The sequence below is a fragment of the Kribbella sp. NPDC049227 genome, assembly GCF_043197265.1.
Lineage (GTDB): Bacteria > Actinomycetota > Actinomycetes > Propionibacteriales > Kribbellaceae > Kribbella.
This window is the reverse complement of record NZ_JBICST010000010.1, coordinates 13,809-32,358: the sequence shown is the minus strand read 5'-3', so window position 1 is coordinate 32,358 and position 18,550 is coordinate 13,809. Positions and strand designations below refer to the sequence as shown.

Sequence of the window (18,550 nt, the reverse complement as noted above, 5' to 3'; positions counted from 1 at the left end):
GGTGGATCGCTTACGCCTCGCGCTCACGACGTACTCGGTGAAACCACGCGGTGGTGTCGTGCACACCCTCGAGCTTGCGGAGGCACTGCAGGCCGCCGGGGTCGACGTCACCGTCATCGCGCTGTCCGACCAGGGCAAGGGCTTCTTCCGGGAGGTCGACGTACCGGTGCGGCTGGTCGATGCGCCGCCTCCGGCGCCGACGCTGGAGGAGCGGGTGTTCCAGTCGATCGCGACGCTGACCGACTTCCTCACCGAGATCGGCGACCAGTTCGACATCGTGCACAGCCAGGACTGCATCTCGGCCCGTGCCGCCGCTCGGGTCCGGGACGCGGGTACGCCGTTCCGGCTGATCCGCACGGTCCACCACGTCGACGACTTCACCACCCAGGCGCTGATGGACTGCCAGCGCAACGCGATCCTCGAGCCGGACGACGTACTCGTGGTCAGCAAGCTCTGGCAGGACCTCCTGCTGCGCGACTACGGAGTCGAGGCGCGCATCGTCACCAACGGCGTCCGCACCGACCGGTTCGGCGCCGGCGTCACTGAGCTGCGTCGCAAGGAACTGCGTGAGCGGATCAACGCCGGCGACCGTTTCGTCTATCTGACCGTGGGTGGCATCGAGCCGCGCAAGGGCACCGCTTATCTGGTCGAGGCCTTGGCCCGGCTGAAAGCGACGCACCCGAATCCGCCGATGCTGGCGATCATCGGCGGTCACTCCTTCCAGGACTACCGGGCCTACCGCGAGAAGGTGCTCGACTCGCTCGAGCCGAGCGGGCTGCGGCTCGGTGCGGACGTCGTACTGCTCGGCACCGTCTCCGACGAGGAGCTGCCGGAGTGGTTCGGTGCCGCGGACGGCTTCGCGTTCCCCTCGATGAAGGAGGGCTGGGGTCTGGTGGTCCTGGAGGCGATGGCCGCCGGACTCCCCGTCGTCACGTCCGACATCGACGTCTTCCACGAGTTCCTGACCGACGAGCAGGACGCACTGATGACCGGCGCGGGTGATGCGGCTTCACTCGCACAGGGTCTGGCGCGACTGGTCGACGACGAAGCAACCCGGCAGCGGCTGGCCCGGCGCGGGCCGGCCGTCGCCGCGGCGTACCCGTGGTCCGGCACCGCCGAGCAACACCTCGAGGTCTATCGCCGAGCACTCTCATCACACACCGAAGGAGAGCCCGACACATGAGCAATGTGACCACCACGGCCGAGCGCATCCCGGTCTGGGCGTATCTGATCGCCGTACTGTCGTTCATCGCCTTGTATCTCATCCTCCAGGACAACGGTGCGGTGCTGTCCACCGTTGCGCCGTACGTCCACGAGTTCACCCACGACGGACGCCACATTCTCGGCGTGCCCTGCCACTAGGGACGCCGCGATGAATCTCTGGCCGTCAACCTTTCGCGCCTCACTCGCCGGCGGACTCGCGGCGGGTGGGGTCGCCGCGGTCTTCAGCTTCGTGGTCGTCGAACCGACCGTCCGGCTCGCCCTGGAGGTGGAGGAGAGCCGCGCCGCCATGGAGCACGCGCAGGGCGAACACACACACGAGGCCGAGCTCGTCTCGCGCGGCCTGCAGCAGGTCGGCGGTGCGATCGCAGTGATCGTCGCCGCCGTACTGGTGTCCGTGCTGTACGCCGTTGCCCTGAGCCGCTTCCGCCGGTCGTCGAAGCTCGGCGACCTGACCGGCGCGCTGGTCGTGGCCGGAGCCGGCTTCACGATCTTCGCCCTCGCCCCCGGCCTCAAGTACCCCGCCAACCCGCCGGCCGTCGGCGACCCGGACACGGTCACCGAACGCACGCTCCTCTACGGCTGCGCGATCGCCATCGCGGCGCTGACGGTCACGGCGCTGCTCGCCGTCATCCGCGCCGCCCTGCGGCGAGGATGGTCGACCACTCGCCTGTCCTGGAGCATCCTCGGCGTTGTGGCCGCCGGTTGCGTCATCCTCTTCGCCGGACTGCCGGCCGCCCCCGACGCGATTCCCACTGACGTCGGGGCCGGCCTGGTCTGGCAGTTCCGGCTCAGGTCACTCGGCACGCTCGCCATTCTCTGGACCACCTTGGGTCTGGTGACCGGCACGCTGCTGGCCCGGGCGCGTCACAGCGCCACGGCGTACGACCGCACTCACCGGGTCCTGAACGGTCGCTGAACAACCTCCCCGGCATCAGAGAACCTCGATGCCGGGGAGGGCCTTGCCCTCGAGGTACTCCAGCGAAGCGCCTCCCCCGGTCGAGATGTGACCGAACGCCTCCTCGTCGAACCCCAGAAGCCTTACGGCGGCCGCGGAGTCACCACCGCCGACGACCGACAACCCATCGAGCTCGACCAGCGCCTGCGCGACAGCCCGGGTACCGCCGGCGAACGCCTCGAACTCGAAGACCCCCATCGGACCGTTCCAGAACACTGTCCTGGCGTCTGCCAGTGCGGCAGCGAAGACCTTCGCGGACTCGGGTCCGATGTCCAGCCCCATCCGGTCGGCCGGAATCTCGTCGGCACGCACGACCTCGGCCACAGCGTCGGCAGCGAACCTGTCCGTGACCAGCACGTCGGTAGGCAACAGGAGCTCGACGCCCTGGTCCGCCGCACGCTCGAGGTACTCGCGGCACACCGGAATCTGATCCCGCTCGAGCAAGCTGTTGCCGACCTCGTACCCCTGAGCGGCCAGGAACGTGTACGCCATCCCGCCACCGATCAGCAGCCTGTCGGCCTTGCCGAGCAGGTTGTCGATCACGCCGAGCTTGTCGGAAACCTTCGCTCCACCGAGCACAACGGCGTACGGGCGCTCCGGGACTCGAGTGAGCCGCCGGAGTACGTCGATCTCCGCGGCGACGAGCTGTCCCATCGCAGCCGGCAACCGCTGCGCGACGTCGTACACCGAGGCCTGCTTGCGATGCACCACACCGAAGCCGTCGTTGACGAAGGCATCGGCGAGAGTCGCCAGCCGGTCAGCGAACTCACCACGCACAGCGTCGTCCTTGCTGGTCTCGGCGGCACTGAAGCGGACGTTCTCCAGCAACGCGACCCGGCCTTCTGGCAGGGAAGCAACCGTGGTCTGCGCGCTGGCACCGACGGTGTCGGTCGCGAACGCGACCGCGGCACCGACCAGTTCGCCGAGCCGCTCGGCCACCCGGGGCCAGGGAGAAGTCCGGATCAGGTGCTCCGTCCGGCCGGCCAAGATGCGCGGTCACCACGACCTTGGCACCCCGGTCGGCCAGCTGCTGGATTGTCGGGACGCTGGCCCGGATGCGGCCGTCGTCGATGATCGCGCCGCCGTCGAGCGGGACGTTCAGGTCCGAGCGGACCAGGACGCGCCGGCCACGGAGGCCACCAAGTTCACGGCTGAGGTCGTCGATGGTTGCCATCGGCTCAGAGGCTCGCGCCGACGTGGGCGACGAGATCGGCGAGCCGGTTGGAGTAACCCCACTCGTTGTCGTACCAACCGACCACCTTGACCTGGTTGCCGATCACCTTGGTCAGCGGAGCATCGAAGACGCAGGACGCCGGATCGGTGACGATGTCGGACGAGACGATCGGGTCGGTGGAGTAGCGAAGGTAGCCCTTGAGGTCTCCCTCGGCCGCCGCCTGGACGATCTCGTTCACCTCCTCGACGGAGGTGTCCCGCGCCGCGTCGAAGGTCAGGTCCGTCGCCGATCCGGTCGGCACCGGCACCCGGATCGCGTACCCGTCCAGCTTTCCCTTCAGCTCGGGCAGCACCAGCCCGATGGCCTTCGCGGCTCCGGTCGACGTCGGTACGACGTTGATCGCGGCAGCCCGCGCCCGGCGGAGGTCCTTGTGGATGTTGTCCTGCAGGTTCTGGTCGGCGGTGTAGGCGTGGATCGTGGTCATCAGGCCCTTGGTGATCCCGAGCCCTTCGTGCAGGACCTTGGCCATCGGCGCGAGGCAGTTCGTGGTGCAGGAGGCGTTCGAGATCACCGTGTGCGCCGCGGCGTCGTACTGGTCGTGGTTGACGCCCATGACGATCGTGACGTCGTTGTTGGTCGCCGGCGCCGAGATGATCACCTTCCGGGCGCCGCCGCTGTCGACGTGCGCGCGGGCCAGGTTCGCGTCGGTGAAGAAACCGGTCGACTCGACCACCAGGTCGACCCCGAGGTCCTTCCACGGCAGCTTCCCGGGATCGCGTTCGGCCAGGGCGACGATCGACGCGTCGCCGACGACGATCGCGTCGTCGGCCGCCCGGACGTCGGCGTCCAGCCGGCCGAGGATCGAGTCGTACTTCAGCAGGTGCGCCAGCGTCGACCGGTCGGTCAGGTCGTTGACGCCGACGATCTCGATGTCGGCCCCGGAAGCGCGGACAGCACGGTAGAAGTTGCGGCCGATCCGGCCGAAGCCGTTGATGCCGACACGAACAGTCATGAATGGAGCCTCCAGAACTCGGGGACAGGGATCAGCGGGCCTTGGCCTGGCGGTCGAGCAGGCGCCAGAGCATCGGGGTGAAGATCAGCTGCATGGCCAGATCCATCTTTCCGCCGGGGCAGACGATGGTGTTCGGGCGCGACATGAACGAGTCGTGCAGCATCGACAGCAGGTAAGGGAAATCGATCCCGCGGGGGTCCTTGAACCGGATCACGAGCATCGACTCGTCCGGCGTCGGGATCGTCCGCGCGATGAACGGATTGGACGTGTCGACCACCGGCACCCGCTGGAAGTTCACGTGCGTACGGGAGAACTGCGGGCACATGTAGTTCACGTAGTCGTGCATCCGCCGCAGGATGGTCTCCGTCACGGCCTCGGTCGAGTAGCCGCGCTTGTCCTTGTCCCGATGCAGTTTCTGCGTCCACTCCAGGTTGATCACCGGCACCACACCGATCAGCAGGTCGGCGTGCTGCGCGACGTCGACCTTCTCGGTGACCACCGCGCCGTGCAAACCCTCGTAGAACAACAGATCCGTGTCATCGGGCAGCTCGGCCCAGGGTGTGAACGTCCCGGGATCCTGCGCGTACGGCGCTGCCTCCTGCTCGTCGTGGAGGTACTTGCGCACGCGGCCGCCGCCGCTCTCGCCATACTGCCGGAACAGCCCTTCCAGCTCTTCGAAGAGGTTGGCGTCAGGACCGAAGTGGCTGAAGGTGTGATCCCCCTCGGCGAACGCCCGGGTCATCTCGTCCTTCATCCCCATCCGGTCGTAGCGGTGGAAACTGTCGCCCTCCACGAAGGCGGCGTTCACCTGCTCGCGCCGGAAGATCTGCTCGAAGGTCCGCATCACCGAGGTGGTGCCGGCTCCGGACGAGCCGGTGATCGCGACGACGGGGTGCTTGGCTGACATGGGACCAACTCCTCAGGCGGTGGCGCGGTACAGACCGCGGAAGCCGTACAGCGGATTGCCCTGCTGCTCGGGGTCGCCGCCGGACTCCGCGTGGTACCGCTCGATCCGGTCGACCTCCTCGCGCGAGCCGAAGATCAGCCCGATCCGCTGGTGCAGTTGCGTGGGCCTGACCTCGAGTACGCGTTCGCGTCCGGTGATCGCGCGGCCGCCGGCCTGCTCGATCAGGAAGGCGATCGGGTTCGCCTCGTAGAGCAGCCGGAGCCGGCCTTCCTGTGCGGGGTCCTTGGAGTCGCGCGGGTACAGGAACACGCCGCCACGGGTCAGGATCCGGTGCGTCTCGGCCACCAGTGAGGCGACCCAGCGCATGTTGAAGTCCTTCTGCCGCGGACCCGTCGTACCGGCCAGGCACTCGTCGATGTAGCGCTGCACGGCCGGCTCCCAGAACCGGCGGTTCGAGGTGTTCACCGCGAACTCGGCCGTTGCCTGCGGCACCTTGATGTCCTGGTGGGTCAGGAAGAACTCCCCCAGCCCCGGGTCCAGCGTGAAGGCGTGCACGCCGGTTCCCACAGTGAGCACCAGAACGGTCGACGGACCGTAGATCGCGTAGCCGCCGGCGACCTGTTCGGTTCCGGGCTGGAGGAAGTGCGCGACCTGGACGTCAGGCCCGGTGACCGGAGCGGCCAGGATCGAGAAGATGCTCCCGACCGAGACGTTGACGTCGATGTTGGAGGATCCGTCGAGCGGGTCGAACACGAGCAGGCAGTTGCCACGCGGATGGTGCGCCGGGATCTGGTACGGCGCCTCGAGTTCCTCGGACGCCATGCCCGCGACGAGACCGCCCCACTCGTTGGTGCGCACGAAGATCTCGTTGGCCAGTACGTCGAGCTTCTGCTGCTGCTCGCCCTGCACGTTGGTCGCCCCGGCAGCGCCGAGTACGCCGGCCAGTGCCCCGGACGCGACCCGCTTCGAGATCGCCTTGCAAGCCAGCGCGACGTCGAGGATCAGCGAGTCGACTTCTTCACTCGCACCGGGGTGACGACGACGGTCCTCGGTCAGGAACTGGGTCAGCGTCTGGCGTTCGGTCAGCATGGGCACTCCTCGCGGCAGGGGTGGGCTGCCCCGAGCACACCATTGCCTCCACCACGCGGCATCCACCCGAGGGGTGACCGCGGGGGTGGGAGTCGTACGCCGGATCACCCACACACTCAGCCCCGCGGGTGAATCGATCGTGCGGACGGCTGCCTAGCGTCGATACAACGCCGTACATCCGTTGCAGGGAGGCCGAAATGCCCACGATGGACGAGACCGCCGCCGCGATCCTGGCACCACCCAAGGGAATGCTGGTCGTGGACGAGTACGCCGAGGCTCTCGTCGGCGCCGACCAGGCTCACTCCTTCGCCGCGGCGGTTCTGCGGACGGAAGGCCTGAGCAACTACGTCTCGGCGGTGCTGCTGACTCCTGGGACCTTCGCCGCGCTCGGGACGACGCAGGCCGCGCCACTGATCGGTGTGCGGATGACGGCGGCGGAGGCCGACGTACCAGCGGGCGCGTCGTTCGCCGAGTGGCGCGAGAACCTATCACCGCTTGACATTCCGCGCGGCTCTGTCCACGTCGGTGTCGAGACGCTGGCGCTGGGCGCGGCGGCGGCGCAGGCCCAGGGAATCCTTCCCGTCCTCACCATCGCCATGCCGGAGCTCGGAGCGTCCAGCATCGCTGTCACCCAGGCCGTCACGACCAACGCGCTGCTCGCCCTTCGCGACGAGCTCGACCGGGTCGGCGTCGATCTCCACCACCTGCTGCTGCGGATCAACATGGTCGTGCCCGGACTCACGAACCCGGTGCCGGCGGACTCCCAGCAGGTCGCTCGAAGGACCGTGGCCCTGCTGGAGAAGGGTGTTCCGGCACAAACCCCCGGCGTACTGCTGCTTTCCGGCGGCCAACCTCTCGACCGAGCCTGCGCGCACCTGGAGGCCATCGCCTCGGTCCCGGGTCAACCCTGGCGCGTGACCTTCGGATTCTCACGCCCACTGATCGCCGCGGCCGCGGAGGCCTGGGGCCGTGACGCCGACTACAAGCGCGTACTGCTCGACAACTGCAAGCAGGCCGGCGATTCCGTGGCCGCCGCGCTGGTGTCCGGCGGGACCGCTTCGTGAGCCATCTCCACGACACGGCCGTCATCGACAGATCCCAGCCGGTCCTGGCGAAGTACCGCGGGGTGATCTGCGACCTCGATGGTGTGGTGTACCGCGGTGCACAGGCAGTGCCGGGTGCGGTTCCGAGTCTGAACGCGATGATCGCCGGCCAGGTGCCAGTCGTGTTCGCGACCAACAACGCGTCCCGCTCCCCTGACGCTGCTCGCGAGCATCTGCGTGAGTTGGGGCTCAGCGACGAGGGCTGGTCAGTCGTCACCAGTTCACAGGCGGCTGCGGCGTACCTGGCCGAACGGCTCCGACCAGGAGCGCCGGTCTTCGCAGTCGGTGGACCCGGCGTGCCTGAGGCACTCACTGAGGTAGGTCTGACGCCACTTCGGGTCACCGAACTCGCCAATGGGCAGACGGTTGAAGCGGTCGTCCAGGGTGCAGGGCAGGACGTGACCTGGCGCGACCTGGCCGAGGTCGCTTACCTGGTCCAGGCGGGCGCGATCTGGGTGGCCACGAACCTCGATGCGACGGTGCCGACCTCACGCGGACTGTCGCCGGGCAACGGCGCCTTCGTCGGTGCGGTGCAGACCACGACGCCGGCCGCCCCGCACGTGACCGGCAAACCCGGTACGGCGCTGTTCGATCTCGCCCGTGCGCGGCTCGGATCCGATCGCTCCGAAACGATCATGGTCGGCGATCGCCTGGACACCGACATCGCCGGCGCCAGCGCGGCCGGCCTGGACTCGATGTTCGTGCTGGGCGGCGCCAGCACTCTGCGCGACCTGGCCTTCGCAGAGGACGACGCGCGACCGACGTACTTCGGATTCGACCTGTCCGGTCTGCTCCAACCGGGCCTGTGCCGGCGGCCCGGACCCGACGACGCCGTCGAGCTGTCACCCGAGGGCGTGCTGTCGGTACGACGTCCGGTCGCGCGGCATCGATTGCTCCAGGCAATCGTCTCGGCGGCATGGCATGCGCGCGACCACGAACTGCCGCTCGTCGCGGACCTTGCCTTATGGGCGGCACTCGAACGCCGGCTGGGTGTCTGAGGCCCGCTCCACCAGCCGCGCCAGGCGCAGCAAGCCCGCATCCCTGGCAGGCAGTCCGAGCAGCTCGAGGCCGACCGGCAGACCCTCGTCCGTCCGGCCCACCGGCAGCGTCAACGCCGGCAGATCGGCCTGCGACGCCACCAGTGTGTTGACGGGCAGCGCGCGGCTCGGCAGTCGCAGCCGGTCTCGGTCCCGCCGCGGCGCAGGCACGCGAACCGTCGGGTACACGAGAGCGTCGAGACCGCGGCTGGTCATCACGTTGACCATCGCTTCGCGCAGCCGGCGCCGCCCGGCCAGCAGTTCCACGCGCCCCCGAACACTGGGTGACGAGCGGGTCGCGAGCAGCTCGGCGAGATCCAGCTCTTCGGGGAAGACTCCCTCGTCGTACAGCTCGGTGAAGGACCTGCCCCGAAGCGCCGGACGGGAAGCGAGGAAGGCGTCGAGGTCGGCTCGAGCCGCAACGACGTACGGCGAGCTGTCCCGCAGCAAACCTTCGAGTGCCGGCACCTCGACGTCGGCAACGGGGACGCCGAGTCGTGCGAGTGCTTTGCCGAACACTGTCGAGACCTGGTCCGAGCCGTCCCACGCGACCGGATCGTCCGGCCGGACGAGGTGACCCAGCCGGTAGCTCTCCAGCGGTCGCGTCGGTTCGCTCACCGGTAGACGCCCGTCGGAGAGTACGGCCAGGAGGAGCTCGGCATCGTCGACACAGCTGGTCAGTGGACCTGGGGTGTCCTGCATCGACACCAACGCGGACAGCCCGTGGGCCGGCACCAGGCCAGGGGTCGGCCGCATTCCGACCACCCCGTTGAAGGACGCCGGGACTCGCACGGATCCACCCGTGTCGGATCCGAGTGCGGCCGGCACCAGTCCGGCCGCGACCGCGACCGCCGACCCGCTGCTGGAGCCTCCCGCATCGTGCAGCGGCGATCGTCCGTTGATGGTCCGGACGCCGATGGACGAGTCGAACAACCACGACATCGCGAAGTCCGGGGTCGCGGTCTTGCCGAGAATGATCGCGCCGGCCGCCCGGAGTCGCCGTACAGCCTCGGCGTCGGCCTCCGGAAGGTAGTCGCGGAAGGCGTGGCAACCGAAACTCGTCGGGATCCCGCGCGTCTCGAACACGTCCTTCACCAGGATCGGGATCCCGTGCAGCGCACCGAGGACCTCGCCGGTTCGTCTGAGGTGCTCGTCCGCGGCGGCCGCCTCGCTCGTTGCCAACGGATTGAGCGCCAGTACGGCGCCCAGCCGCGAGTCGAGCTCGGCGATCCGGTCCAGACACTCGTTGACCAGGGCAACAGAGGTGAGGTCGCCGGAGATCTGGTCGCGCCGGAGCGTGGCCAGGTCCGGCCAGGCCGCTGTCATCACCAGCTGCAGTAGGAGCAGGAGCCCGACGCGCCGGTGTAGTAGCCGCAGTCGTGGGATTCCGGACGGGCCGGGCCGACCCATCGCCGGATGATCGTCGCCAGGCTGCACCGCCGGCAGGACGTCCGGGTGACCAGCGTGCCGGAGTCCGGCGTCTCCCAGTACGCCACGGTCTCGGACTCGTGCTCGCCTTGCCGGCCGTCACACTGGGACGACTCGCAGGCCAGCACCACCTCATCCACTTCTGAGCTCTCGATCAACACGGGACTCACCTCCTCAGATCGGAACGCCCCAGGGACGGGTTTCGAGCTCGAGGCGGTCGGCATCGGCCCGCAGCATCCGGGCCGCGCTCCGATGTGCCTCGACCGATGCCGGGAGCGACGCCCAGTACGGCGTACGCGCGGCCTCGTCCGCGGCAGCCTCCTCCTCGCGCTTCGCGAGGGCGTAGAGCTGCCGGCACAAGGCGATGATGACGTCGGGCTTCCAGTGGCCTTCGCTGTTGAGGTTCATCGGATCTCCTGGCCTGTGGGGGTCGTGAGGAGATGGTCCGCTGCCCTGTTGCACGGCCGTTGCAGAGGTCTGCAACGGCCGCCAGGGGCTCGTCACACCTCGACCGGCACACCGATCAGAGAGCCGTACTCGACCCAGGAACCGTCGTAGTTCTTGACCGACGGCTGGTCCAGCAGTTCGTGCAGCACGAACCAGCTGTGTGCGCTGCGCTCGCCGATCCGGCAGTAGACGACGATGTCGGGGGCAGCCTCGCCGCCGGGTCCGGCCAGCGCGAGTCCGGCGCCGGCGTACAGGTCGCGCAGCTGTGCATCGGTGCGGAAGGTGCCGTCGTCGGCGACGGCCTGCGACCACGGCACGTTCACCGCGCCGGGAACATGGCCCGGAACCTGAGGCTGCTCCTGCGGAAAGTGCGCCGGGGCCAGGATCTCGCCGGAGAACTCGGCCGGCGACCGGACGTCGAGGATGCTGTCCCTGCCGATGGCGGCGATGACGTCGTCCCGGTAGGCCCGCAGGCTTCCGTCCGCGGGCTGGGCGCGATAGGCGGCCGGGCGCGGAGTACGCCGACGTACGGTCTCAGCATCGGTCAGGGGTCGCCCGTCGAGCTCCCAGCGCTTGGTGCCACCGTCGAGCAGGCGCACGTCGCGATGACCGTAGAGCTTGAAATACCAGTAGGCGTACGCCGCGAACCAGTTGTTGTCCCCGCCGTACAGGATCACCGTGTCGTCCGGCGCGACCTGGTGCGTGGTCAAGAGCTGCTCGAACGCGTCCTGGCCGATCAGGTCGCGACGGAGCGGGTCCTGAAGGTCGGTCCGCCAGTCGAGTGCGAGCGCACCCGGGATGTGCCGAGCGGCGTGCGCCGCACTGTTCTCGTCCACCTCGAAGACCACCACGGCGGGGTCGTCGAGCTGCTTCTCGAGCCAGTCGCCATCGACCAGCACGTGCTCTCGGGCCATCGTTCCTCCTCATTAATTAGTGCGCTAACCATTAGCGTACGCAAGATTGGTACACTCACGGTGTGGCCGAACGACAGCTGAGACAGACCGACCTCGAGAACCCGCTGGCGCTCGAGCACCAGGTCTGCTTCGCGCTGGCGATCGCCGCGCGCAGCGTCATCGCGCTCTACCGGCCCGTCCTGGAGCCGATGGGGCTGACGCACCCGCAGTACCTCGTCATGCTGGCGCTCTGGGAGTTCGAGCCGGTCTCGGTCAAGGACCTGTCCGGGATGCTGCAGCTCGAGCCGGCGACGCTGTCCCCGCTGCTCAAACGTCTCGAGACCGCGGGCCTGCTGCGCCGGGATCGCGACACCAGGGACGAGCGTTCACTCGCTGTCTCCCTGACGGAGAAAGGGCGGGCCCTTCGCAAGGAGGCGCTGAAGGTGCCACCGGCAATCGTCGACCGCCTGGGCATGGACGTCGACGAGCTGATGCAGCTCCACGAACGCCTGACCCGGGTCATCGCCGCCGCGAAGGAACCCAGCTGACCCGGCCCGGCCGGTCGGGCAGAATGCGGGGATGACCGAGCTTCCGTCCGAGTACCACCGCCGGCTTCCGTACGGCGAACGCATGTCGGCCGAGCCCTTGCTGGGTGGACCGTTCTTTCCGTTCGAGGGAGACCTCCAGGTCGTCCCGCTGGCCGATCCGGTGTTGCCGGAGCCGCCGCGGCGAGGTGAGGAGGGCGGCGAGCCGTGTCCGAAGTGCTCGGATCCGGATCGGTCCGTGATCTGGCGGGACGAGCAGTGGCAGCTGAAGACCTTCGAGCCGGGTGGGCTGCCGTTCGTCGCGGTGCTGGAGCCGGCGGAGCACTACCGGCTGGACAACATGCCACCCGAACTGACCACGACACTGGGGCCGCTGATCCAGCGGGTGGCGAACGCGATCCGGCAGATCGACGGCGTCGGGCGGACGCATTTCAGCCGGTGGGGTGACGGGAGCGAGCACTTCCATCTGTGGTTCCTGGCGCGGCCGGTCGGAATGATGCAGCTCCGCGGGGCGATGATCGCGGCCTGGGACGACATGCTGCCGAAGATCCCCGCCGAGGAACTCGCGGCCAACGCGCGGCTGGTCGCCGCCGCCCTGGTGGAGGACGGCGGCGAAGCCATGGGCATCGGCCTGGGCTGACTACCTGACGCCGAGCGACCGGGCGATCAGGTGTCGGTCTTGCGCTGAGGCGTCCCGTCGACCGGCGCCGGGTCGTCCGGGGTCGGTACGACGCCGCCGGCCGCGACCCGATCCAGGACCTTCAGGCCGAGCCGATCGACGGACCCGAAGACGGTGTAGTCCGGGCGCAGCCGCGAGTCCGCGGACACGAGAAAGAACTGGCTGCCGTTCCGGAACCAGGCTCGCTGGCGGGTTCTCTCACCGCTGACCGGAAGTTTTCCCGCCATCGGTCGAACAAGCCGCCAGCGGCCGTCAGTGATCCTTGGCGGGCCAGGGGGCGTCGGCGGGGCGGAGAGAGTCGAAGCCGGGGCCGTTGAGGGCGGTCCAGGCGGCGAGGGAGCCCATGACGAGGATCGGGTTGTGGAGGTGGCCGGCCAGGGCGGCGCCGACGACGTCGACCAAGGGAGCCCAGACCGTCTCCATGTCCGCCTCCTCGTGGCGGCGTTCGAACGCCTCGGGGGCCTCGGACAGGTCGCGGGCCAGGAAGATGCGGATCGCTTCGTCGGTGAGACCGGGTGAGGTGAAGGCGTCGACGAGCACCCGCCAGTCGGCGGCCTTCGTGCCGGTCTCCTCCCACAGCTCCCGTTCCGCGCCGAGCCGGTACTGCTCGCCCTGTACGTCGAGCAATCCCGCGGGCGGCTCGAGCAGCCGGTAGCCGACCGGGTGCCGGTACTGGCGGACCAGCAGCATCCGGTTGGCACCGTCCAGAGCCACCACCCCGACAGCGCCGGGGTGGACGACCACATCACGCACGAACGAGTCGCGACCGTCCGGCTGCACGGTGTCTCGCCGTACCGAGATCACCCGGCCGGTCTCGTGCACCACCTCGGACGAGGTGACCGGCCACCGCTCGGGTACGTCCTCCAGGCCGCCGCCGAACCGCAGCTCGGGGTGCTCCTTCATCGAGCCTTGACCGCTTCTGGCTTGGCCTTGGCCGCGGGCTTCTTGGCGACGGCAGGCTCCTCGACCGGCAGCCGGGACTCGCGCTGGCGGACGAGCGCAGCGGCGACCAGGCCGGAGAACAGCGGGTGCGGCTTGGTCGGCCGGGACCGCAGCTCGGGGTGGGCCTGGGTGGCGACGAAGTACGGGTGCTGCGACCGGTCCAGCTCGATGAACTCGACCAGCTCGTTGTCCGGCGACAGTCCGCTGAACACCAGGCCGGCGGTCTCCAGCTTGTCCCGGTAGGCGTTGTTGACCTCGTACCGGTGCCGGTGCCGCTCCTGCACGGACGGAGCGCCGTACAGGTCGCGGACGATCGAGCCGTCGGCCAGGTTCGCCGGGTACAGGCCGAGCCGCATGGTGCCGCCGAGGTCGCCGGACCCGGAGACGATGTGCTTCTGCTCCTCCATCGTCGCGATCACCGGCTGCTCGGCGTCCGGGTCGAACTCGCTGGAGTTCGCCTCGACCAAGCCGGCCAGATCGCGGGCCACCTCGATCACCATGCACTGCAGGCCGAGGCACAGGCCGAGGATCGGGATGCCCTGCTCGCGGGCGTACCGGATCGCGCCGATCTTGCCCTCGATGCCACGGACGCCGAAGCCGCCGGGGATGCAGACCGCATCGACGTCACCGAGCAACCGCGCGGCCGCCTCCGGGGTGGCGCACTCGTCGGACGCGATCCAGCGCAGGTTCACCCGCGCGTCGTTGTCGAAGCCGCCCGCCCGCAGCGCCTCCGCGACCGAGAGGTACGCGTCCGGCAGGTCGATGTACTTGCCGACCAGCGCGACGGTGACGTCGTCCTTCGGGTGGTGCACGACCCGCAGCAACTCGTCCCAGCGCGTCCAGTCGACATCCCGGAACGGCAGGTTCAGCCGGCGTACGACGTACGCGTCGAGGCCCTCCGTGTGCAGGACCTTGGGGATGTCGTAGATGCTCGGCGAGTCGACGGCGGCGACCACGGCCTCCTGGTCGACGTCGCACATCAGCGAGATCTTCCGCTTCACGCCGTCCGGGATCGGCCGGTCGGCGCGGCAGACGACCGCGTCCGGGGCGATACCGATCGAGCGCAGCGCGGCGACCGAGTGCTGGGTCGGCTTGGTCTTCAGCTCACCGCTGGGCGCCAGGTACGGGACCAGGGAGATGTGCAGGAAGAAGACGTTGTCCCGGCCGACGTCGTGGCGGACCTGACGGGCCGCCTCGAGGAACGGCAGCGACTCGATGTCGCCGACGGTGCCGCCGATCTCGTGCAGGACGACGTCGACGTCGGGGCCGGCCATCGCCAGCATCCGTTCCTTGATCTCGTTGGTGATGTGCGGGATGACCTGGACGGTGTCGCCGAGGTACTCACCGCGGCGCTCCTTGGCGATCACGCTGGAGTAGACCTGGCCGGTCGTGACGTTGGCGACCTGGGACAGGTCGCGGTCGAGGAAACGCTCGTAGTGCCCGATGTCCAGGTCGGTCTCGGCGCCGTCGTTGGTGACGAACACCTCCCCGTGCTGGAACGGGTTCATGGTGCCGGGATCCACGTTGAGATACGGATCCAGCTTCTGCATGGTGACCCGGATGCCCCGTGCCGTCAGCAGACTGCCGAGGCTTGACGCTGTCAGCCCCTTGCCGAGGCTGGACGCCACACCACCGGTGACGAAAACGTGCTTGGTCTGCTGGAAGTTCGAAGCCCTGTCCACGGGCCTTCAGCCTACCTGTTGTCAAGGGGTGGTCGAAACGAGACCCGCATAGATGTCGAGCAGATTCTTTGCCACGGCGTCCTCGTCCGGCCATCTGGCGGCCAACTCCCGGCCCCGCGTCCGCATAGCGTTCGCCGTGTCGGGCTCGGCCAGCACCGCCCGGACTCCGTCGGCCAACCCGTCCCCATCTCCGGGGAACGCCAGTACGGCGCTGTCCTCGACCAGCTCGGGTATGCCGCCGACCGCCGTGGCCACCACCGGTACGCCGACCTGCATCGCCTCCTGGAGGACCAGGGCGCGGGCCTCCCAGTGGGAGGTGAGCAGGAAGACGTCGGCCGCGCCGAGGAGGTCGGCCACGTCGGACCGGTGTCCCAGCAGTCGCACCGGCAGTTGCTCAGCGTCGATCCGCGCCTGCAGGTTGTCACGCAGCGGTCCGTCGCCCACGACCACGAACACAGCGTCCGGAGTGGACTCGTGCACCCGGGCAGCCACGGAGAGCAGGGTCGGATAGTCCTTCTGCGGCGCCAGGCGACCCACAGTGACCACGAGAGGCTGGTCACCGAGTCCGAGTGCCTGACGTACGTCGGCGGCCGGCGTACGGACCTCTGGGATCGCTGGAGCCGCGACGGGCGCCAGTCGCGCCTGCCGGGCGCCCAGGCTCTTCGCCAGGTCCACCAGGTCGCTAGAGGCTCCTAGAGTCAGGTCCGCGCCCTTGGCCACGAGCCGCTGGCCCAGCCGCATGACCAGTCCGCGCGGTCCGGGCGCGATCACCGCGTTGTGCCAGGTGACCACCAGCGGCCGTAGCCGCGACCGGTCCCGCAGCGCGGCCATGCCGGCGCGGTAGCCATGAGCGTGGATCACATCGGACCCGCGGAGCGCGGGCGCCTGCGTCACGACCGTTGCAGCACCGAAGTCGAAGTGCTCCGCGGTGCCAGGCGGTGCGCACACCACGACCTCGTGGCCGGCCGCCACGAACCGCGGTACCAGTGAGGCGACATGCTGCCCGATGCCACCCCGCGACTCCGCGAGCAGCAGGCCGATCCTCATTGCGTCTCCTCTACGAGATTCCGGCGGAGCAGTGCGCGGGTGTCCGCGCGATCCAGTGCGACCGCGACGGCGGCGTACACGATGACGACGGCCAGGCCGGACAGGACCGCGAACACGAGTGCTCGGCCCACTCCGGCGTCGGCGGCCGGCAGCGCGACAGCCCAGCCCGCGGCACCAGCCAGTACGGCGCCAACCAGCGCAGCCAGCGTGGCACGCGTCAATCCGGCCAGGACGGCTGGACCGACCTCACGCCACAGCACCACCACCAGGACGACCGCACCGACGACCATGCCGACCGACATCGCGGCCGCCAGCGCGGGAACGGCGTCCCACGACGTCGTCAGAACCACACCGGCCACAGCCACCAGCAGCCACGCGGCAGACGTGACCACAGCGACCTCGCGGCCCGAGTGCCTTGCGTAGAGCACGCGGCCGACGTGCATCAGCACCGCGAATCCGATGACCGCTGGACCGAAGGCGACCAGAGCGTTGCCCAGTGACGTCGCCCGGGCCTCCTGCACCGCGCCGTCGTCGTACGCGAAGATCCTCGCGACCGGAACCGCCGTACCGACGAGCAGCGCTGCGCCGGCACCACCGGCCAGCATGACCGCGCGCGTCGAGGCAGAGGCGTAGACCTCGAAGCGCTCCCCCGCGTCGAACGCCGCAGCGAGCCGCGGAAACACCGCTGTGGTGATCGGCACGGCCAGTACGGCGTACGGCAGCAGGTAGACCGCGTTCGCCCAGGAGTAGACGGCAATGCTGCCCGCAACGCCTCTGTGGTTGGCCAGATAGGTGGTGACGACGAACGTGAACTGCTGCGCGATCAGTACGGCGAGACCGGCCAGCGCGAGCCTCCGCAGCACTGGACCGACACCGGGGTCCAACCGCAGCGTGGGCTTGATCGGCAAGCGCAGCGTCAGCATCGGGATCAGCACCGTGAGTGCGAGCGCAGCGACGCCCGCTGTGGTTCCCCAGGCCAGGAGACTGGTGGCACCACGCGACGCACCGTCCGCGTCGGGAGCGTAGGCCGCGAACAGGAGGTAGGTGGCAATGACCACCAAGCTCGAGATGAGCGGCGCCATCGCGGCGGCCGCGAAGCGCTTGTGGGATTGAAGAACGGCGGTCGCGATCACAGCGATCGCGTAGCCGAACACCTGCGGCACGAAGATCACCAGCATGCGGGTCGCCGTCGCCGTCGAGCCGCCGCAGTCCGCGCCCGGGTCCAGCATCGCGTCTGTGTAGCTGGACGCCAGCACCCACGACAGCACGGCGAACGGCGCCAGCAGCAGAAGGGACCAGGACAGCAGCGCGCCGATGATCCGGCCCTGGGCGGCGCGATCGCCACGCAGGACCGGGCCGGCCAGCACCGGGATCACCGCACCGGCCAGAGCTCCACCGGCGACGACCTCGAACAGGATGTTGGGAAGCTGGTTGGCGGTCGCGTAGGCCTCGGCCAGGCAACCCGCGCCGACAGTCTTGGAGAACACGAGCCAGCGGCCGAATCCCACTACCCGCGCCAGCACGGTCACCGCGGCGATCAGCAGTGCGGCGCGGGCGACCCGACCGCCCGTGCTCACCTGGGTCGTCGGCCCCACTGGTCGATCTTGTCCAGCACCGGGTTCTCCGCGATGACCTTGGTGAAGCTGACCTTCTCGCTGGCCAGGTTCAGGGCGACGACCGCAGCCAGCGCCAGTGTCTTCAACGGCCGCGGCAAAGAGGCGGCCAGCGCCGTCCCGGTGATCGCGCCCAGACCGTTCGCGCCGCAGTCGCCGAGCATCGAGCGCTCGCCCAGGTCGGACGGCGCCGAGGCCACGGCCGCACCGACGACCGCACCGGCCGGCCCGTTCACGGCCGCCAGCGGAGCGTTCACCGCGGCGACGGCCTTCAGCGCGCGGCCCGGCCGCAGGTCCAGCAGGTTCGTCAGGTTCGCCGTACCCGCGATCAAGGCGCCGTCGGCAACAACACCGGCCAGCGCCTTCACCCCGGTCGACTTCCGCGGCAGCAGCGCGGCGGCGGCCAGGCCGGCGGCACCGACACCGAGGATCTTCACCGCACCGCTGGTCACCTCACCGCGCTTCAACGCACTGAGGTGGCCGCGGAAACCCTTGGCCTGCGTGGTCCCGCGCAGATCGTCGTACGCTCCGACCGCGCCGGAGACCGAGCCCGCGAGGATCGCGGCGGCCTTCACCTTGCCCGGCGTCTTCCCCGCGGCGGCTACACCGGCCAGTGCGCCGAGGACCGCGATCGGACCCTCCAGCAGGGTGACCGATTCGCCCCGGTGGTTGGTCCGCTCGAACGGCTCCCGGTTCTCCTTGGGCAGCTTCTCCGCGGCGCGCTCCAGCGCGGCGGTGGCGGCTGCCGCGACGGCAGCGCTCAGAATTCCCAC

20 protein-coding genes and 1 pseudogene are annotated in these 18,550 nt (G+C 69.3%); 7 read left to right on the top strand and 14 right to left on the bottom strand.

The features are described from left to right. The first annotated feature begins 1 nt into the window (after position 1). The 3 genes from ACGFH6_RS39515 to ACGFH6_RS39505 are packed head-to-tail and all read left to right on the top strand — an operon-like array spanning position 2 to position 2,140. Entirely contained in the window at positions 2-1,183 is a 1,182-nt protein-coding gene (locus tag ACGFH6_RS39515) for an MSMEG_0565 family glycosyltransferase (protein WP_393395209.1), read from the top strand. Continuing rightward, positions 1,180-1,362 (top strand): CbtB-domain containing protein, encoded by a 183-nt coding sequence (locus ACGFH6_RS39510; protein WP_393395206.1) that lies wholly within the window; start codon positions 1,180-1,182, stop codon positions 1,360-1,362. The genes ACGFH6_RS39515 and ACGFH6_RS39510 overlap by 4 nt, the downstream gene beginning before the upstream one ends. 10 nt (positions 1,363-1,372) lie before the next feature. Further along, positions 1,373-2,140, top strand: coding sequence for a CbtA family protein (locus ACGFH6_RS39505; RefSeq protein WP_393395203.1), 768 nt, complete (start codon positions 1,373-1,375; stop codon positions 2,138-2,140). A 15-nt stretch (positions 2,141-2,155) separates the two neighbouring features. Here ACGFH6_RS39505 and ACGFH6_RS39500 read toward each other — a convergent pair. The 4 genes and pseudogenes from ACGFH6_RS39500 to ACGFH6_RS39485 all read right to left on the bottom strand — a co-directional run bounded on the left by ACGFH6_RS39500 (position 2,156) and on the right by ACGFH6_RS39485 (position 6,361). Then, positions 2,156-3,353 (bottom strand): annotated as a pseudogene (locus tag ACGFH6_RS39500) (phosphoglycerate kinase). A 4-nt stretch (positions 3,354-3,357) separates the two neighbouring features. Next, positions 3,358-4,365, bottom strand: a complete 1,008-nt coding sequence (gene gap, locus ACGFH6_RS39495; protein ID WP_393395200.1) for a type I glyceraldehyde-3-phosphate dehydrogenase — start codon at positions 4,363-4,365, stop codon at positions 3,358-3,360. Between the two features lie 31 nt (positions 4,366-4,396). Further along, entirely contained in the window at positions 4,397-5,272 is an 876-nt protein-coding gene (locus tag ACGFH6_RS39490) for a phosphoribulokinase (RefSeq protein ID WP_393395197.1), read from the bottom strand. 12 nt (positions 5,273-5,284) lie between these two features. Continuing rightward, positions 5,285-6,361, bottom strand: coding sequence for a class 1 fructose-bisphosphatase (locus ACGFH6_RS39485; protein ID WP_393395194.1), 1,077 nt, complete (start codon positions 6,359-6,361; stop codon positions 5,285-5,287). Between the two features lie 197 nt (positions 6,362-6,558). Between ACGFH6_RS39485 and ACGFH6_RS39480 the strand changes: the two genes are divergently transcribed. Next, positions 6,559-7,425 carry a class I fructose-bisphosphate aldolase gene (locus tag ACGFH6_RS39480; RefSeq protein WP_393395192.1) on the top strand — a complete coding sequence of 289 codons (867 nt, stop codon included), beginning with the start codon at positions 6,559-6,561 and terminating at the stop codon, positions 7,423-7,425. Beyond that, positions 7,422-8,462 carry an HAD-IIA family hydrolase gene (locus ACGFH6_RS39475; protein ID WP_393395189.1) on the top strand — a complete coding sequence of 347 codons (1,041 nt, stop codon included), beginning with the start codon at positions 7,422-7,424 and terminating at the stop codon, positions 8,460-8,462. The genes ACGFH6_RS39480 and ACGFH6_RS39475 overlap by 4 nt, the downstream gene beginning before the upstream one ends. Here the strand turns inward: ACGFH6_RS39475 and ACGFH6_RS39470 are convergent. From ACGFH6_RS39470 to ACGFH6_RS39455, 4 genes are all read right to left on the bottom strand, one after another. After that, positions 8,427-9,827: an amidase gene (locus ACGFH6_RS39470; protein WP_393395186.1), complete on the bottom strand. Its 1,401-nt coding sequence runs from the start codon at positions 9,825-9,827 to the stop codon at positions 8,427-8,429. The genes ACGFH6_RS39475 and ACGFH6_RS39470 overlap by 36 nt on opposite strands. Beyond that, positions 9,827-10,090, bottom strand: coding sequence for a hypothetical protein (locus ACGFH6_RS39465; protein WP_393395183.1), 264 nt, complete (start codon positions 10,088-10,090; stop codon positions 9,827-9,829). The genes ACGFH6_RS39470 and ACGFH6_RS39465 overlap by 1 nt, the downstream gene beginning before the upstream one ends. A 13-nt stretch (positions 10,091-10,103) precedes the next feature. After that, on the bottom strand, positions 10,104-10,337 hold the full coding sequence (locus tag ACGFH6_RS39460) for a hypothetical protein (protein WP_393395180.1): 234 nt from the start codon (positions 10,335-10,337) through the stop codon (positions 10,104-10,106). 92 nt (positions 10,338-10,429) lie between these two features. Next, complete coding sequence (locus ACGFH6_RS39455) at positions 10,430-11,290, bottom strand: sulfurtransferase (protein ID WP_393395177.1); 861 nt, start codon at positions 11,288-11,290, stop codon at positions 10,430-10,432. Between the two features lie 62 nt (positions 11,291-11,352). Between ACGFH6_RS39455 and ACGFH6_RS39450 the strand changes: the two genes are divergently transcribed. Both ACGFH6_RS39450 and ACGFH6_RS39445 read left to right on the top strand, forming a co-directional pair. Then, the gene (locus tag ACGFH6_RS39450; protein ID WP_393395174.1) at positions 11,353-11,817 is read left to right on the top strand and encodes a MarR family winged helix-turn-helix transcriptional regulator; all 465 of its coding nucleotides are present in this window, start codon (positions 11,353-11,355) and stop codon (positions 11,815-11,817) included. 31 nt (positions 11,818-11,848) lie between these two features. Then, on the top strand, positions 11,849-12,454 hold the full coding sequence (locus ACGFH6_RS39445; protein ID WP_393395171.1) for a hypothetical protein: 606 nt from the start codon (positions 11,849-11,851) through the stop codon (positions 12,452-12,454). A 26-nt stretch (positions 12,455-12,480) separates the two neighbouring features. On the opposite strand, the gene ACGFH6_RS39440 is transcribed toward ACGFH6_RS39445, so the two are convergent. Genes ACGFH6_RS39440 through ACGFH6_RS39415 form a run of 6 tightly spaced genes read right to left on the bottom strand, consistent with a single transcriptional unit; the run spans position 12,481 to position 18,550 of the window. Further along, a complete protein-coding gene (locus ACGFH6_RS39440) occupies positions 12,481-12,720 on the bottom strand; it encodes a hypothetical protein (RefSeq protein ID WP_393395168.1) in 240 nt (79 codons plus the stop codon). Between the two features lie 25 nt (positions 12,721-12,745). Further along, entirely contained in the window at positions 12,746-13,396 is a 651-nt protein-coding gene (locus ACGFH6_RS39435; RefSeq protein WP_393395165.1) for an NUDIX domain-containing protein, read from the bottom strand. After that, positions 13,393-15,117, bottom strand: a complete 1,725-nt coding sequence (locus ACGFH6_RS39430) for a CTP synthase (RefSeq protein ID WP_393395162.1) — start codon at positions 15,115-15,117, stop codon at positions 13,393-13,395. The genes ACGFH6_RS39435 and ACGFH6_RS39430 overlap by 4 nt, the downstream gene beginning before the upstream one ends. A 21-nt stretch (positions 15,118-15,138) precedes the next feature. Then, entirely contained in the window at positions 15,139-16,164 is a 1,026-nt protein-coding gene (locus ACGFH6_RS39425; RefSeq protein ID WP_393395159.1) for a glycosyltransferase family 4 protein, read from the bottom strand. Further along, positions 16,161-17,759: a murein biosynthesis integral membrane protein MurJ gene (gene murJ, locus ACGFH6_RS39420; RefSeq protein ID WP_393395156.1), complete on the bottom strand. Its 1,599-nt coding sequence runs from the start codon at positions 17,757-17,759 to the stop codon at positions 16,161-16,163. Before murJ ends, ACGFH6_RS39425 begins: the two co-directional genes overlap by 4 nt. Beyond that, the gene (locus ACGFH6_RS39415) at positions 17,738-18,550 is read right to left on the bottom strand and encodes a hypothetical protein (RefSeq protein WP_360446295.1); all 813 of its coding nucleotides are present in this window, start codon (positions 18,548-18,550) and stop codon (positions 17,738-17,740) included. The genes murJ and ACGFH6_RS39415 overlap by 22 nt, the downstream gene beginning before the upstream one ends.

Coding starts and splice junctions, on each gene's coding strand:
- ACGFH6_RS39510 (WP_393395206.1), top strand. CDS start 1,180: ATGAGCAATGTGACCACCACGGCCGAGCGCATCCCGGTCTGGGCGTAT.
- ACGFH6_RS39505 (WP_393395203.1), top strand. CDS start 1,373: ATGAATCTCTGGCCGTCAACCTTTCGCGCCTCACTCGCCGGCGGACTC.
- gap (WP_393395200.1), bottom strand. CDS start 4,365: ATGACTGTTCGTGTCGGCATCAACGGCTTCGGCCGGATCGGCCGCAAC.
- ACGFH6_RS39490 (WP_393395197.1), bottom strand. CDS start 5,272: ATGTCAGCCAAGCACCCCGTCGTCGCGATCACCGGCTCGTCCGGAGCC.
- ACGFH6_RS39485 (WP_393395194.1), bottom strand. CDS start 6,361: ATGCTGACCGAACGCCAGACGCTGACCCAGTTCCTGACCGAGGACCGT.
- ACGFH6_RS39480 (WP_393395192.1), top strand. CDS start 6,559: ATGCCCACGATGGACGAGACCGCCGCCGCGATCCTGGCACCACCCAAG.
- ACGFH6_RS39470 (WP_393395186.1), bottom strand. CDS start 9,827: ATGACAGCGGCCTGGCCGGACCTGGCCACGCTCCGGCGCGACCAGATC.
- ACGFH6_RS39460 (WP_393395180.1), bottom strand. CDS start 10,337: ATGAACCTCAACAGCGAAGGCCACTGGAAGCCCGACGTCATCATCGCC.
- ACGFH6_RS39455 (WP_393395177.1), bottom strand. CDS start 11,290: ATGGCCCGAGAGCACGTGCTGGTCGATGGCGACTGGCTCGAGAAGCAG.
- ACGFH6_RS39445 (WP_393395171.1), top strand. CDS start 11,849: ATGACCGAGCTTCCGTCCGAGTACCACCGCCGGCTTCCGTACGGCGAA.
- ACGFH6_RS39440 (WP_393395168.1), bottom strand. CDS start 12,720: ATGGCGGGAAAACTTCCGGTCAGCGGTGAGAGAACCCGCCAGCGAGCC.
- ACGFH6_RS39435 (WP_393395165.1), bottom strand. CDS start 13,396: ATGAAGGAGCACCCCGAGCTGCGGTTCGGCGGCGGCCTGGAGGACGTA.
- ACGFH6_RS39425 (WP_393395159.1), bottom strand. CDS start 16,164: ATGAGGATCGGCCTGCTGCTCGCGGAGTCGCGGGGTGGCATCGGGCAG.